Origin of the sequence: Undibacterium sp. FT79W, assembly GCF_014284215.1 — a bacterium.
GTDB classification, from domain to species: domain Bacteria; phylum Pseudomonadota; class Gammaproteobacteria; order Burkholderiales; family Burkholderiaceae_D; genus Undibacterium; species Undibacterium aquatile.
This window is the reverse complement of sequence record NZ_JACOGB010000008.1, coordinates 39730-54908: the sequence shown is the minus strand read 5'-3', so window position 1 is coordinate 54908 and position 15179 is coordinate 39730. Positions and strand designations below refer to the sequence as shown.

General features: G+C 51.8%; 12 protein-coding genes and 1 riboswitch. Of the genes, 4 read left to right on the top strand and 8 right to left on the bottom strand.

The features are described from left to right. Nucleotides 1–43: 43 nt before the first annotated feature. The 8 genes from H8K38_RS15125 to H8K38_RS15090 all read right to left on the bottom strand — a co-directional run bounded on the left by H8K38_RS15125 (nt 44) and on the right by H8K38_RS15090 (nt 8352). The gene (locus H8K38_RS15125; RefSeq protein ID WP_186885683.1) at nt 44–1903 is read right to left on the bottom strand and encodes a family 2A encapsulin nanocompartment cargo protein cysteine desulfurase; all 1860 of its coding nucleotides are present in this window, start codon (nt 1901–1903) and stop codon (nt 44–46) included. Next, on the bottom strand, nt 1878–2807 hold the full coding sequence (locus tag H8K38_RS15120) for a family 2A encapsulin nanocompartment shell protein (protein WP_186885682.1): 930 nt from the start codon (nt 2805–2807) through the stop codon (nt 1878–1880). Before H8K38_RS15120 ends, H8K38_RS15125 begins: the two co-directional genes overlap by 26 nt. A gap of 100 nt (nt 2808–2907) precedes the next feature. After that, nucleotides 2908–3180 (bottom strand): helix-turn-helix domain-containing protein, encoded by a 273-nt coding sequence (locus H8K38_RS15115; protein WP_370527202.1) that lies wholly within the window; start codon nt 3178–3180, stop codon nt 2908–2910. After that, on the bottom strand, nt 3180–4154 hold the full coding sequence (gene epsC, locus H8K38_RS15110; protein ID WP_186885681.1) for a serine O-acetyltransferase EpsC: 975 nt from the start codon (nt 4152–4154) through the stop codon (nt 3180–3182). Before epsC ends, H8K38_RS15115 begins: the two co-directional genes overlap by 1 nt. Nucleotides 4155–4265: 111 nt before the next feature. Further along, nucleotides 4266–4784: a rhodanese-like domain-containing protein gene (locus tag H8K38_RS15105; RefSeq protein WP_186885680.1), complete on the bottom strand. Its 519-nt coding sequence runs from the start codon at nt 4782–4784 to the stop codon at nt 4266–4268. A gap of 603 nt (nt 4785–5387) precedes the next feature. Then, a complete protein-coding gene (gene ribB, locus H8K38_RS15100) occupies nt 5388–6113 on the bottom strand; it encodes a 3,4-dihydroxy-2-butanone-4-phosphate synthase (protein ID WP_186885679.1) in 726 nt (241 codons plus the stop codon). A 100-nt stretch (nt 6114–6213) separates the two neighbouring features. Next, a riboswitch (FMN riboswitch) is annotated at nt 6214–6398 on the bottom strand. A gap of 143 nt (nt 6399–6541) precedes the next feature. Next, on the bottom strand, nt 6542–7612 hold the full coding sequence (locus H8K38_RS15095) for an ATP-binding protein (RefSeq protein ID WP_186885678.1): 1071 nt from the start codon (nt 7610–7612) through the stop codon (nt 6542–6544). Continuing rightward, nucleotides 7609–8352: a response regulator gene (locus H8K38_RS15090; RefSeq protein WP_186885677.1), complete on the bottom strand. Its 744-nt coding sequence runs from the start codon at nt 8350–8352 to the stop codon at nt 7609–7611. The genes H8K38_RS15095 and H8K38_RS15090 overlap by 4 nt, the downstream gene beginning before the upstream one ends. Nucleotides 8353–8507: 155 nt before the next feature. On the opposite strand from H8K38_RS15090, the gene H8K38_RS15085 reads away from it, so the two are divergent. From H8K38_RS15085 to H8K38_RS15070, 4 genes are read left to right on the top strand one after another with little or no spacing between them, the layout of a single operon-like run. Next, nucleotides 8508–9644, top strand: coding sequence for an efflux RND transporter periplasmic adaptor subunit (locus H8K38_RS15085; protein ID WP_222610878.1), 1137 nt, complete (start codon nt 8508–8510; stop codon nt 9642–9644). Nucleotides 9645–9659: 15 nt separating this feature from the next. Continuing rightward, entirely contained in the window at nt 9660–12812 is a 3153-nt protein-coding gene (locus tag H8K38_RS15080) for an efflux RND transporter permease subunit (protein WP_186885675.1), read from the top strand. Nucleotide 12813: 1 nt separating this feature from the next. Next, the gene (locus H8K38_RS15075; protein WP_186885674.1) at nt 12814–14199 is read left to right on the top strand and encodes an efflux transporter outer membrane subunit; all 1386 of its coding nucleotides are present in this window, start codon (nt 12814–12816) and stop codon (nt 14197–14199) included. Further along, nucleotides 14199–15179 carry a DUF535 family protein gene (locus H8K38_RS15070; RefSeq protein WP_186885673.1) on the top strand — a complete coding sequence of 327 codons (981 nt, stop codon included), beginning with the start codon at nt 14199–14201 and terminating at the stop codon, nt 15177–15179. Before H8K38_RS15075 ends, H8K38_RS15070 begins: the two co-directional genes overlap by 1 nt.

Here is a 15179-nt window from a genome sequence, read left to right as displayed (position 1 = left end):
ATGCCGCGATGCTGATTTGTCAACGGCAGCCAATCATTTTTGCTCAACTCCGGCGGGTCGCCGACAAGCGTTTGACCACCGCGATCAGGCGGTCTATTTCATCGCAGGTATTGTAGAACGCAAACGAAGGACGCACAGTTGCCTCAACACCAAAGCGTCGCAATATCGGTTGTGCGCAATGATGACCTGAACGTACCGCAATGCCTTCCTGATTCAGCGCATGTCCGACTTCTTCCGTCTTGTAGCCAGCGAGGACAAACGATGCGACACTCGCCTTCGCGTGAACCGTGCCTATCAGGCGTACGCCAGGTATGCTTTTCAGACCATGGGTTGCATACTCAAGCAAAGCATGTTCGTACAAAGCAATTTTTTCAAGACCGATACGTTCCACATAGTCGATCGCAGCGCCCAAACCTACGGCATCGGCAATATTGCCGGTACCAGCCTCAAAACGCGCCGGTGCAGGTTGATATTGGGTGCGTTCAAACGTCACATCCGCAATCATATTGCCGCCGCCCTGCCACGGTGGTAATTGCTCCAGTAAAGCTTTTTTACCGTAGACAACACCGATGCCGGTGGGGCCGAATACTTTGTGTCCGGAAAACACATAGAAGTCGGCATCCAGCGCCTGTACATTGACACGCAGGTGCGACACTGCCTGCGCACCATCCACCAACACGCGGGCGCCGGCACTATGCGCCAGCGCAATGATTTCCTGTACCGGTGTGATGGTACCCAGTGCATTCGACACCTGCGTGACCGAGACCAGACGGGTCTTGCTGTTGAGCAGTTTGCGATATTCATCCAGCAGAATCTGGCCGCTGTCATCCACCGGAATCACCCGTATCACTGCGCCCTTTTCTGCCGCCAGCTGTTGCCACGGAACGATGTTGGCATGATGCTCAAGTTGCGACACGATGATCTCATCACCGGCACCGATAAACTTTTTACCGAAAGTATTGGCGACCAGATTAATCGCTTCCGTTGCACCGCGAACGAAGATAATTTCCTCTGGCGACGCCGCCCCCAGAAAACGTGCCACGGTATTGCGCGCACCTTCGTAAGCATCGGTTGCCCGCGCTGCCAATTCGTGTGCGGCACGATGAATATTGGAATTCTCGTGTGCATAGAAATAGCTGAGCCTGTCGATCACCGATTGCGGCTTTTGCGTCGTCGCTGCATTATCAAACCAGACCAGTTGTTTGCCATTCACACGCTCGGCCAATATCGGAAAATCGCGCCGTACGGCATGGATATCAAATGGTGCGGCCAAAGCAGGATTCGCAGCGCGGGGAGCAGCATCCCAATAATTTTGCTCTCCTTGCTGAAAATAATATGTGGCCGACAATTCATTTGCCGGCGTGGCTGATGTCGCGGTTGCCGGTCTCGCCGGATACAACTCTCCTAGCAAACGCTGCAACTGATCCTGTCCTGGTAAGCCAAAAGCGCGGGCACTGACCTGATCGCTTCCTGTCGCCTGCGCCGCCAGACTGTCCAGACCCGCATCCGCCGACGGATAAGCATGTTCTCCGCTTAAAAAATAATACGGCGAACCTGCCCCTCCAGCCTGAGGCCGGGACGGTGCAACGCTGCTACCACCGTTGTGCGGCAAGGCCGCCGCATAGACCGCGGGTACACCTTGCGCGATGCCCGGCTCTGCCACTGGTGCTACATGTGCAGACGAACTGCTTTGTGGCTCGATAACAGGTGCTTTCCCGGCAGGAGACACCGTTGCTGGATGTGGCTCGTTCAGGTGCGACAATCCCGGCAGGAATTGCGCAGCCGCCTGAGCAGCACCCGGCACCAGCGCGAAGAATTCAGATGCCATGCGATTCAGCAGTGCCTCATCCGGCACACCGTCCGCAGACACCTGACTATTATTTGTAGGTGTCAGGATAGTCATGGTATTTACCGATCTCTACATCGTCCAACACAGCCAGGGCATCATCCGTCAACACTGCCAATGAGCAGTAAAGAGAAATCAGATAAGAAGCAATCGCATTACGGTTAATGCCCATAAAACGCACTGACAGACCTGGGCTCTGTTCACCAGCCAGCCCGGGCTGGAAAAGACCAACCACACCTTGCCGTTTTTCACCAACGCGCAGCAAAATGATTTTGGTTTTGCCGTCTTCAATCGGTAATTTGTCAGATGGAACCAGAGGAACGCCGCGCCATGTCAGGAATTGCGAACCAAACAGGCTGACTGTCGGAGGAGGAACACCGCGACGCGTGCATTCGCGGCCGAACGCTGCAATCGCCAACGGATGCGCGAGGAAAAAGCCTGGCTCTTTCCATACTTTGGTCAGCAGATCGTCCAGATCGTCCGGTGTCGGTGCGCCAGTCAGCGTCGATATGCGCTGATCATCATGCACATTCGCCAGCAGACCATAATCAGGGTTATTAATCAGCTCGCTTTCCTGACGCTCTTTGATTGTTTCTACGGTCAGACGTAATTGTTCTTTAATCTGATCGTGCGGGCTGCTATACAAATCAGAAATACGGGTATGCACATCCAGTACCGTGGCAACTGCATTCAGGAAATATTCGCGCGGTTGCTCTTCATAATCAACAAACGTTTGCGGCAATTCAGATTCGTCACGCTGAGAACAGGCAACGCGGACATCCTTAGGATTTTTTACTTTATTGAGACGGTAGATACCTGCTTCAACCGGCAGCCATTGCAGCAGATGCACCAGCCAGCGTGGAGAAATGGTCGATAACTGCGGAACGGTTTTGGTTGCATTGGCTAACTGACGAGCAGCATTATCGCCCAGTGCAAAATTCGGCGAAGGTACATCAGACATAGGTCACTCCATGAGTAAGTGGATTTATCGGACTGCAAAAAATAACAACAAGAAAATCAATTCATCGGATAAGACAGTGTCTGATGCCCATCGCCCTCATTCAACATGCTATCGCCATCAAGGACATCTTTTGCATTGCCTGGGCATGGCGCACATCCTCACAGCGAGCCAGCAGTTCTGACATACGGAGGCCCAATGCCTGCGATAGTTTTTCCATCGTCACCAAAGACGGAATCACTTTTCCGCGCTCAATCTCGCCTATATAAGAACGATTAAGATTCGCCTTTTCCGCCAGCACTTCCTGCGACCACTGATGTGCATCTCGGGCCTGACGAACGGCAATGCCAAAGCAATTGCAAAGCTCTTTCATCATCACTCCGGATGAGGCGCTTCGACATGCTGCTCATGGCGCAAACTCGCCTGACTGACATGGCTGCCGGGTGCCACGTCATTCGTGACCCAGACATTGCCACCAATCGTCGCGCCACGTCCCAGCGTGATCCGTCCTAAGACGGTCGCACCGGCATAAATGACGACGTCATCCTCAACGATGGGATGGCGCGGCAATCCTTTCTGCAAATTGCCTGCTTCATCGGCGGGAAAACGTTTCGCTCCAAGTGTCACGGCCTGATAAATACGCACGCGCTGCCCGATTACGGCAGTCTCACCAATCACCACGCCGGTACCATGATCAATGAAAAAGCCCGGGCCAATCTGCGCACCGGGATGAATATCAATGCCGGTCTGGCTGTGTGCAATTTCTGCGACGATACGTGCCAGTAAAGGCACGCCCAGCAAATACAATTGATGTGCAACGCGGTGATAAATCATGGCCAGCACGCCGGGGTAGCAGAGTAAAACTTCATCGACACTGCGGGCGGCAGGATCGCCCTGATAAGCTGCAATCACATCGCTGTCGAGCAGGCTGCGTATCTGTGGCAAAGAACGTGAGAAAGTACGCACGATAGACACTGCCCGGTCTTCGGTATGCAGCTCATGGTGATTGTTATAGCGCGATGCGTAACTCAGCTCCAACCGCACCTGCGTCAGCAATGAATGCAGCACCGAATCAAGGGTATGCCCGACGTAAAAATCTTCACTTTCCTGACGCAGTTCCGGTGGCCCAAGACGCATGGGAAACAGCGCTCCGCGCAGATCTTCAAGTATTTTTGTCAGCGCATCCCGCGATGGCAGTTCACGGCCACCCGGTTCCGACGGACGCACCTGACGGCTGCGCCAGGCCTGACGCACAGAGGCCAGTTCACTGACAACCTGCTCGATACCAAATAACGACGCTCGCTGTGTTGCAGGCGCATGAACTTGATTATTAATTTTATTGTTAGTCATAACTCTGATCAGTTCAGGTGTGAAACAACTTGCCGATAAATGGAATCAATGGGAGTCAATGGGAGTCAATGACCACAGACCAGCAAATTCCGTGTGGTCGTTGATATGTGCTTAATCCTGAACCCAGGGCAAGGAGTGCAAACGCCAGCCACCGAGCTGACCACGTTGCTGCGTCTCATTGATCTCGCCTTCAAACCCCTCGGTGATATTGAAGACGTTCACAAATCCAGCCTTGCTCAATGCTTCAGCCGCTGCCGCCGAACGCTTGCCGCTGCGACATAGCAACAAAAATACGGCAGCCTTGTCTTTGAGTTTGCTCTCGAACTCCTTCACGAAGCGCGGATTACGGGTCAGTGCAGTGCCTGTTGCCCAGGCAACGTGCTGACTATCGGGAACATGACCAACAAACTTACGTTCTTCATTCGTGCGAACATCAACCAGGGTAGCCGCACCGAGTTGTACCAGACGCCAGGCATCAACCGGCGTCAGACTGCCGGCAAAAGGCAATTGTTGTTGACGGGCATCCTCTTTTGCATGGGAAAGCAGGCTTGCGACATCGCCACCGCTACCATCAGAAGCGGAACTGGCGGAAGAAAATGCATCGTTGGGAGTCATCGTAGAATCTGTCATAAATATCTTTCAAAGCAATCGATGTATTTACCGCACATCGTTATGACAAAACTGTAGCGAAATCTCTAAGAGTGGAAAACGAATTAAAACGCGATTATTTATACAAAAAACGATTAACGATTTCTTTCGGTACTGTCGCCGTGCTGGCGACATTAATCAGCGAACGTAGATGAACGCTGGGATGAGCACGTAAAAAAGCCCCCGCTAATAACTGGCGAGGGCTTTTTTTCAGATGATTTGCTTCTTCAGTTTCTTCGGACAGGCAGGAAAAACAGTCATTCAGTTTTTCAGTTTTTCAGTTTTTCAGTTTTTCACATCGTCCGTCACGATAAGGACCTGCGGTACGCTCCCAACCCTCGCCCGGCGAAGTCTGCGAACAGACCTCTGCATCTTTGATTTTGCTTTTCCACTTATACCAGGATGCGGGTGCGGCGAATGCTGCAAACGATACCCACAGCAAAAGGAATGCACACAATACGGCGACGAGAGATCGCTTATGACAACTGTGTTGATCACCCATTAAAACACCTCCCATCCTTTGTTGTCTCAACAGACCATTCAAAGTAAAAAATCATCATTTCAACGCCTGATAAATGCGGTGACTCAGCTAGCTTGCAAACCGCTTATATGTTGTGCCAGCTCATCAATACTCAGGATCACAATATCATGCGCCGCTGCGTAATTCAGAATATCCTGACCACGTGACATGCTGCCATCCGGATTCATTAGTTCGCATAATACCGCTGCCGCCTGCATTCCAGCCAGACGCACCAGATCCACAGAACCCTCGGTATGTCCACGCCGCTGCAATACACCACCAGGCACTGCCCGCAAAGGAAAAACATGCCCGGGCCGAGCCAGGTCGCCAGGCACGGCCCCATCTGCGATGGCAGCCTTAATCGTCGTAACCCGATCGGCAGCAGAAACGCCGGTAGTCACACCATGCTTTGCTTCTATCGTGACCGTAAATGCCGTACCAAAACGACTGCCATTTGCTGCCACCATCGGTGGTAAATCAAGCTGCTGCAAGCGCTCGTCGGTCAGGCACAGGCAAACGATACCGCTGCAATCACGGATCAATCTGGCCATGCTCTCGGTAGTAATTTTTTCCGCTGCGATGATCAGATCGGCCTCATTTTCACGATCAAAATCGTCCATCAATAAAACTGGCCGCCCATTCCGAAGGTCAGCCAGAGCGCGCTGTAAACGCTGAGCAAACGGGCTGTCGGAATAAACAAAACGCCGGGAAGATTGTGCAGTCGTAGCGACTGAAGATGATGCAGTAGTTGAACCGGATACTGCAGTAAGACTGTTTGTGTTACTCAACATAATTGAAACGCTCCGCAAAAAAATGTGCAAAAGACGTTTCAGGGGATTTTTGAATAGCCCAAAGCCAGCGCTCGCGAGCTGGCGCGAGCACTGATATCAGGCATATCTTCTCTCATCCGGACTATCACCGTCGGCTCTGGAATCACACCAGATCTGCTGACCTTGCAACACCATCAGTACAACTACGATGATCATTCACTGCAAGCGCTCGCGGGCTTGTTTTGCCAAAAGTATCTGGCAAATTTTACCGCCGGTGGGGAATTACACCCCGCCCTGAAGACGTACGACCTGCCGACATAATCGGCGGACAGATTATACGCAAAATGCTCTGCCGGTGTTTTTCAGTTCAGGAATGGATGACGATAGTGAAGTCCGGAAAGCAGCATCATGTCGGGCAGAGGCACACTGCCACGACACTGACCTACACCTCAATGCACACTCGGCAAAGTGATCTGAAATACAGAGCCGCCACCGGCGTGTTGCGAATAACTGACCTGCCCCTTATGTGCCTGTGCAATCGCCCGCACCACCGCCAGTCCCAACCCGCTGCCGCCACTTTCGCGCGAACGGGAATCATCGCCGCGTTGAAATGCTTCAAAGATAAAAGGAATCAGATGTTCAGGAATGCCCGGTCCTTCATCAGTCACCGTCAGATGAAATGCGTTTTGCGACAGTCTGGACTCAATCAGCAACTTGCCGGGAGACGCGTAGCGACGTGCATTTTCAAGCAAAGCAACGATAACTTGTCGTATCCGCGACGGGTCGCAAACGATGACAGTGCTTTCTACCTTCATATCAAGATAAAACCCGGCAGCAGTCAGTGATGGCGCCATGAGTTCAAGCACCTGACTGACTTCGGATGCAATATCCACATCTTCCAATCTCAAGCTCAGATAAGCGCCATCGGCCAGACTAAGGACGCGCAAATCTTCGACCAGGCGGGTAAGCCCATCGACCTGATTCAAGAGATTACGAAACTGCGCTTCCTCTGGCGGAAATACGCCGTCAGCCATGCCCTGCAGGCGCCCTCGTAGTATCGTCAGCGGCGTCCTTAATTCATGCGCAATCGCAGCATTCCAGGTCGTTAATTCGTGCGCGGTACTCTGCAGGCGTTCTGCCATAGAATTAAAACCATCAACAAGGGCGGCGGTTTCGCCCAAGGTACGATCTCCTGCAACTGCGCGGGCAGACAGATCGCCGTCGGCAATACGTTTAACACTGTCAGCAATGGAGTTAAGCGGAATCAATATGCGCCTGGCCAGTTTCCTTGCCGCAGCGATGCCAAACACAAGACCGACAACAGTAATCGTTGCCATATAAATCCATTCCGGCCATGTTGGCAGCGACATTGGATCGACGTCTGTAAACAAACTGGGAACCCATTGAATCAGTAAAGCATAAAACACATATGTACTGATTAATACGATGGCGATGATGCTCAGCACAACCGCCGATGTCCAGCGAATGATCTGTCGGCTGAAATCCGATTCAGTGCTCACGATGGACTCTTCAGGCAATAACCGACGCCGCGCAGGCTGACCAGCAAATGCGGTACATCTGCGGCTTCTAATTTTTTACGCAATTTGCTGATATGGCTATCAACGGTACGCTCCAGGCTGTCACCTTCTGGCAGGCAGCTGACCAGCAGTTCCGCGCGGCTATGCACCCTTGCCGGTGTGCGCGCCATGTGTGCCAGCAAGCGGAATTCGGTCAGCGTAAGAGGCAGCGGAAGAGCTTCGTCCTTCATCTGTACGTAAGCCTGATGCGTTTCCAGATTGACTTCTATCGGTCCGCAGCGCAACAGGCCACGCTCCGTCGCGCCGCCACTCCCCGTACGCCGCAAAACCGCCAATGCCCGTGCGGCAACCTCTGCCGGATTAAACGGTTTGACGACGTAGTCATCGGCACCAACACGCAATGCAATCAGCTTATCAATATCCTGATCATGTGAAGTCAACATGATCACTGGCGTATTTCCTCTTCGTCGCAACTCGGACAACACCTGCCAACCATCAACATGGGGCATTTTGACATCCAGTAAAACCAGATCCGGCTTGATTGCAAGATGCAACTCTAACGCAGCACGTCCATCTTTTGCATGAGCAGTGCGCATGCCATCCCGATGCAGATAAGCCTTGATGATTTCGACAATTTCCGGCTCATCTTCAGCGATGAGAACTAAGGCGCCACCAGGCTCTGGTTTGTTCGTGCTAACGGGATTAACTGCAGGATGGTTCATAAGTGTTCAGAAAAAATAGCGATCTCCATCATAACTCCATAAATTCACCACGAAAACCCCACGCTGTTTTATTAAGCTTGCGGCTGACCAGTCTGACTCTGGATATCTAAAGAAGGTACATCACCATGACGCACACGTTTGTTAAACAGAGATTAATGATAGTGACGCTCACTGCTGTCAGTGCTATTACGCTCGCCGCATGCAACAAATCAACACCCGAAGTAGCAGCCCCGCCCGTGATTGTGGCAGCAACGACAATTCAAACAGCGAATGTCGTTTTACATGATGAGCTGCAAGGCCGTGTAGTTGCCTATCGCACCGCAGAAATTCGCCCGCAAGTCGGTGGCATCGTTCAGAAACGCCTGTTTCAGCAAGGTGCTGAAGTGCGTGCCGGGCAACAATTATTTCAAATTGATGCAGCGCCACTGAAAGCAGAATTTGATATAGCAGCCGCTGCTCTCAGACGATCAGAGGCAGTTCTTGAACGCGCCACACTGCAAAGCAAACGACTGCAACAGATGGCAGAGAGTGATGCTGTCAGCCGCCAGGTGTTGGACGATGCGCAATCCGCGACGGCGCAGGCTGCGGCAGATGTTGCACAAGCCAAGGCGACCCTCGCACGACGCCGGCTAGATCTTGACTATGCCAGCATCAAAGCGCCCATTTCCGGACGCATTGGTCAGGAATTGCTGACTGAAGGCGGGCTGGTCACGGCCAGCGATGTCAATCCCATGGCAAAAATTCAGCAAATTGATCGCGTCTATGTCGACGTCAGAAAGCCTGCATCAAAATTAAGCTCCATGTCCTATCTGCTTGCGAAAGATAAGAACAACGAAGCAAAGGAAATCCCAGTTCAGGTGCTGGATGCAGAAGGCCGTCCTTACCCTGTCAACGGCACACTGTTGTTCTCTGGAGTGAATGTTGACGCAAGCAGCGGTGAGATCGTAATGCGTATCGAAGTAGATAACCGCGACCGCCAGTTATTACCCGGAATGTATGTACGTGCCCGCGTTCCACAAGGAACAGTAACCGCGTCGGTATTAGTTCCGCAGCAGGTAGTCCAGCGTGACAGTGTGGGGAAGGCATATCTGTGGGTGGTGGAAGCCAGCAAAAAAGTTACTCAGAAACCGATTGAACTGGGTGCCCTTGTCGGATCGAACTATGTCGTCAACAACGGTATCAGTGCAGGCCAGCTTATCGTCGTTGAAGGTGTGGAACGTTTGCAACCGGGAAGCGAAGTCAATGCACAACAGTGGAAAGCGACGTCAGCATCTGCGGCGCGTTCGAAATAAATTCAGGGAATGATCATGCCGCAATTTTTTATTCATCGCCCGATTTTTGCCTGGGTCATTGCCATCTTCATCGCTCTGGCCGGAATCATTGCGATTCCGCAATTGCCGATCGCACGTTTTCCTTCGATTGCACCACCCAGCGTCAGTATCAGCGCCAACTATCCGGGTGCAACACCAAAAACGCTGAACGATGCCGTTGTCAGCGTGATTGAACGCGAACTCTCAGGTGTTAAAAATCTGCTTTATTTTGAGTCCACTGCTGATAGTTCTGGCAGCGCACAGATCACCATCACTTTTAAACCCGGCACAGATCCGGCAATGGCGCAGGTCGATGTGCAAAACCGGATCAAAACGGTAGAACCTCGCCTACCACAGGTCGTACGTCAGAATGGGCTCGGTGTGGAATCGGCCTCAGCGGGATTCCTGATGATCGTGGGGTTGAGCTCCAAAGAGGGTAATCTCAACGAGGCAGATCTGAGCGACTATTTCGCCCGTAACATCGTGGAGGAACTGCGCCGGATTGAGGGCGTTGGCAAAGTGCAGTTATTCGGCGCGGAAAAAGCGATGCGAATATGGGTCGATCCGGCCAAGCTGCAATCTTACAATTTATCCATGAGTGACGTGACGACTGCAGTCGCACAACAAAACATTCAGATTGCGCCCGGGGCCATCGGAAGTTCACCGGCGATAACCGGGCAACGCGTCACCTTTCCGCTGGAAGCACATGGACAGTTAGAAACGCCGGCCCAGTTTGGCTCTATCGTTTTACGCGCTAACGCTGATGGTAGCAAAGTGACGATTTCTGATGTCGCCAAAGTTGAACTCGGCGCACAATCGTATAGCTTTTCAAATCGCGAAAACGGCAAAGTGGCAACAGCGGCTGCGGTTCAACTCTCGCCAGGAGCAAACGCGGTCAAAACCGCTAAAGCGGTGCGCGCAAGAATGGCGGAACTGCAAAAGACGATGCCGGCAGCGATCAACTACTCCATTCCTTTTGATACAGCACCATTTGTTGAAATATCGATCGAAAAAGTGATTAAAACCTTGCTTGAAGCAATGGTGCTCGTATTTCTGGTGATGTATTTATTCCTGCAAAAAGTGCGCTACACGCTGATCCCGGCGATAGTCGCCCCTATCGCATTGCTAGGTACATTTGCGCTGATGCTGTTGATTGGTTTCTCGATTAACGTACTGACGATGTTCGGCATGGTACTGGCTATCGGCATCATTGTGGATGATGCGATTGTTGTCGTAGAAAACGTTGAGCGATTAATGGCGACAGAAGGCTTATCGCCCAAAGAAGCAACCGCCAAAGCGATGAAGGAAATCAGCGGAGCAGTCGTCGGTATTACGTTGGTGCTGACTGCCGTCTTTATTCCGATGGCACTTGCCAGTGGTTCTGTGGGCGCGATCTACCGGCAGTTTTCAATGTCGATGGTGGTGTCGATTCTGTTCTCTGCATTTCTTGCACTGACCCTGACACCCGCGCTGTGTGCGACGATCCTGAAACCAATTAACGCTGATGCTCATGCAAGCACAGGCTTCTTCGGCTGGTTCAACCGCCAGTTCGAACGCATGACCCGCGGCTATGCTGCATGGGTCGTTACTCTGATGAAGCGAACCGGCAGAACCATGCTGATGTTCACCGCTATCGTTATTGCACTGGTGCTTTCATTTGGTCTGCTCCCCAGCTCATTTTTGCCGGAAGAAGATCAGGGATACTTCATGACCTCATTCCAGCTGCCTTCCGACGCAACAACAGAACGCACGCTGGATGTGGTGAAGGTCTTTGAAAAACATGTCGCTTCCCGTCCGGGAATCGATGCGAATCAGTCTATTCTCGGATTCAGTTTCTCCGGTGCCGGAACCAATACGGCAATGGCCTTTACGATGTTAAAAAACTGGTCACAACGGAATGGCGCGACAGCGGCAGACGAGCTAAGCCGGGCGCAGCTTGCGATGTCCGGTATTACAGAAGGCACAGTCTTCAGCCTGATGCCACCGGCGATTGATGAACTCGGCACCTCTTCTGGCTTTACGCTACGCCTGCAGGATCGTTCAAACAAAGGTGAAGACGCTTTACGTGATGCGCAAAATACCTTGTTGAAGCTGGCATCACAAAGCCAATTGGTAACCGCCGTCTACCCGGACGGAGTGCAACCGGGCAGCAATGTCAGACTCGAGATCAACCGAAAGAAAGCCGAAACACTGGGCGTATCGTTTGCCAGTATCAGTGACACATTGTCGACGGCAATGGGCTCCGCTTATGTCAATGACTTCGTGAATGCAGGACGTGTACAGCAAGTCATCGTTCAGGCAGACGCCAAATCACGGATGCAGCTTGATGACGTCTTGAAACTGTATGTACGTGGCAACGCCGGTCAGGTAGTGCCACTCGCAGAACTCGTCACGCCGGTCTGGGGCAAGGCAGCTCTTCAATTAGTGCGATTTCAGGGCTATCCGTCGGCGCGGATTTCAGGCAGTGCTGCACCTGGCATTTCCAGCGGCGATGCGATGAATGAAATGGAACGCCTTGCAGCGCAATTGCCACCCGGTTTTACTCTTGAGTGGGTTGGTCAATCCTTGCAGGAACGTCAGTCGGCATCGCAGGCACCTATGCTGATGGCACTTTCCATGCTGGTCGTTTTTTTGGTACTGGCCGCGTTGTATGAAAGTTGGTCGATTCCGCTGTCGGTCATGCTGGTTGTTCCGCTTGGCTTGATTGGTGCCGTTCTCGCAGTGTTGCTACGGGATTTACCAAACGATGTCTTCTTTAAAGTCGGGCTGATCACGATCATTGGTTTGTCAGCCAAAAATGCGATTCTGATTGTTGAATTTGCCAAGCAACTGGTCGGGCAAGGCATGAGCCTGTCTGATGCAGCGCTGCAAGCGGCGAGATTACGCTTACGGCCTATTCTGATGACCTCACTGGCATTCGGTCTGGGCGTATTCCCGCTCGTTATTGCGACTGGTGCCAGTGCAGAGACTCAACACGCCATCAGTACCGGCGTACTCGGCGGCATGATCAGTGCGACTGTGCTGGCGATCTTTTTCACGCCCGTTTTCTTTGTGGTTGTACTGAGTACAGCGCAAAGAATAGCAAAGCGATTCCATAAAAAAACAGATGCTGACAAAACTGCCAGTTCTGCTCCTGTGATTGAAAGCTAATATGAAGTACATCATTTTTTCAGCATTAATTCTGATACTGTCCGCCTGCTCACTGACACCTGATCTGGTCAGGCCAGCCGCGCCGATACCGGATACCTACTCTACACAACAGCAAATGCAAGGCAAGAGCATCGCTGAAACCGGTTGGCGCCGTGTCTTTACAGACCCGCAATTGCAATATCTGATCCAACTCGCGTTGGAAGACAATCGTGATCTGCGCATCGCAAGTCTGAACGTAGAAGCTGTGCGTGCACAATTTCAGATACAGAATAGCGCTCGTTTGCCAACAATAGATGCCACTGCCGGGAGTATCCGCCAGCGTACCGCGATGACAGACAGTGCAGCAGCAAGCGTCAACACACAGCACACGGCGGGATTAGCGATCACTGCTTTCGAGCTGGATTTTTTTGGCCGCGTGAAATCATTAAGCGATGCGGCATTCGCGAGATATCTGGCCAGCGAACAAGGGCAACGTTCCGCGAAAATATCGCTGATCGGCGCTGTGGCTGATGCTTATTACGAAGATCTGCTGGCAAGGCAACAACTCGATCTGACGGAAAAAACCTTAGCCGACTGGCGCACGTCACTGAAACTCACACGTAGCTTAAAAACGGCGGGGCAAGTCAGTAATGCAGATGTGACAGTCGCCGAAGGGCAAGTCGCCAGCGCCGAGGCAGATTTATCGGAGCGGCAACGTCAGCTCAGCAAAACCCATAATGCATTGCGTTTGCTGACAGGCAGCGACTTTGTCCATAACAAGGCGATATCTGACCGTTTTAGCGATAGCGCTTTACCGCCACAGATACCCGCAGGCCTTCCTTCCGACCTGTTAAGCTTGCGCCCGGACATCTTACAGGCGGAACAAAATCTGATTGCAGCGAACGCCGACATAGGTAGTGCCAGAGCAGCTTTTTTTCCACGTATATCGCTGACGACCTCAGTCGGATACAGCAGCTCCTCGCTGAGCAATCTGTTTGGTGGCAATCAGCATGCATGGTCATTCGCACCGCAAATGACACAACCGATCTTTCAACATGGACGTCTGCGTTCGGAATTAAAGCTGGCCGAGATACGAAAATCATCCGCCGTTGCAGACTATGAACGCGCAATACAGACCGCATTCCGTGAGGTGGCAGACGCACTCGCGGGTCAAGCGACGTACGCAAGCCAGATCGAAGCGCAACAGCGTTTTTCCGACAGTGCCAGAAAAAATCTGGAGCTGACCCGTATCAGATATCACGCCGGACAAGACAGTCGATTGCAATTACTGGATGCGCAACGGACGCTGTACACGGCTCAACGGTCGTTATTGGAACTCCGTAAGCAAGAATACAGCAATACCGTTGCGCTTTATAAATCCCTGGGTGGTGGCGTACTGGACGAATAATGAATGCATTTGATACCACTATTCAGATAGGCGAACATCAATCTGTTCTGGTTGAAACCTCGCTCGTTACCTTGGCCGACTGTCTCTCAGGATTAAGTGGCACGGTGCGCTTCCGTGCAATGCTGAAGTTATATGGAAGGGCCGTCTTATGGTCAAACCTGACACATCAGTGGCTGCATTTATTGAATTCACAGCAGCTATACAGCGATCTTGTCAGCGTCAGGCCACGATTTATTCATAAGCCCTACCGTCCGTATATTTCGACACTATTGAATCACGATGCACGCTTTCAGGTTATACAGCAGCACTACGCATTTATCCTGGAACAAGGCTTACACGACATGATCAGGAAAAGCTCCAGAGAACCAGTTGATCTGGCGTGCTTCACAGGAAAAACGGGAAACACCTACGGCATACATTTACGCGCGATTGATCCTATGGAACGCGAGGGGGAACTCATACTGCAGTTATCACGAAATCAGGTATTGATTTACTCATGCGCATTCACTTTTTTCCGAGAAAGCGGATGCATGCATATTTATATTGGCTGCATACAAGGATCCCGCGAACAGAACACCGTGCAGTTGATCCGCAGCAGTACGCGCGATATCTATGGCATGCGTCCTAAAAATTTACTGATCAGGCTGGTTGAACAGGTGGGAATTCAATTCGGTTGCGATACCCTGCGCCTGGTTGCAAACACACACCGTGTTGTTCATCGATCGATTAAACAGGGAAAGGTATTGTCCGACTACGATGCCCTGTGGTCTGAGATTGGCGCGACAAAACGGAAAGACGGCGATTACGAACTGATTTGCAAAAAAATATTGCCGCCAGATCTGACGCTGGTCCAGTCAAAAAAGCGTTCGGAAATCAAAAAACGCCACGACAACATGGTATGCATCGTTTCGGCCATCAAACAAAACTTAACTCTCTTACGCAAAACAGCCATGGTGATGTTGCCGAACAATATCGGCTGA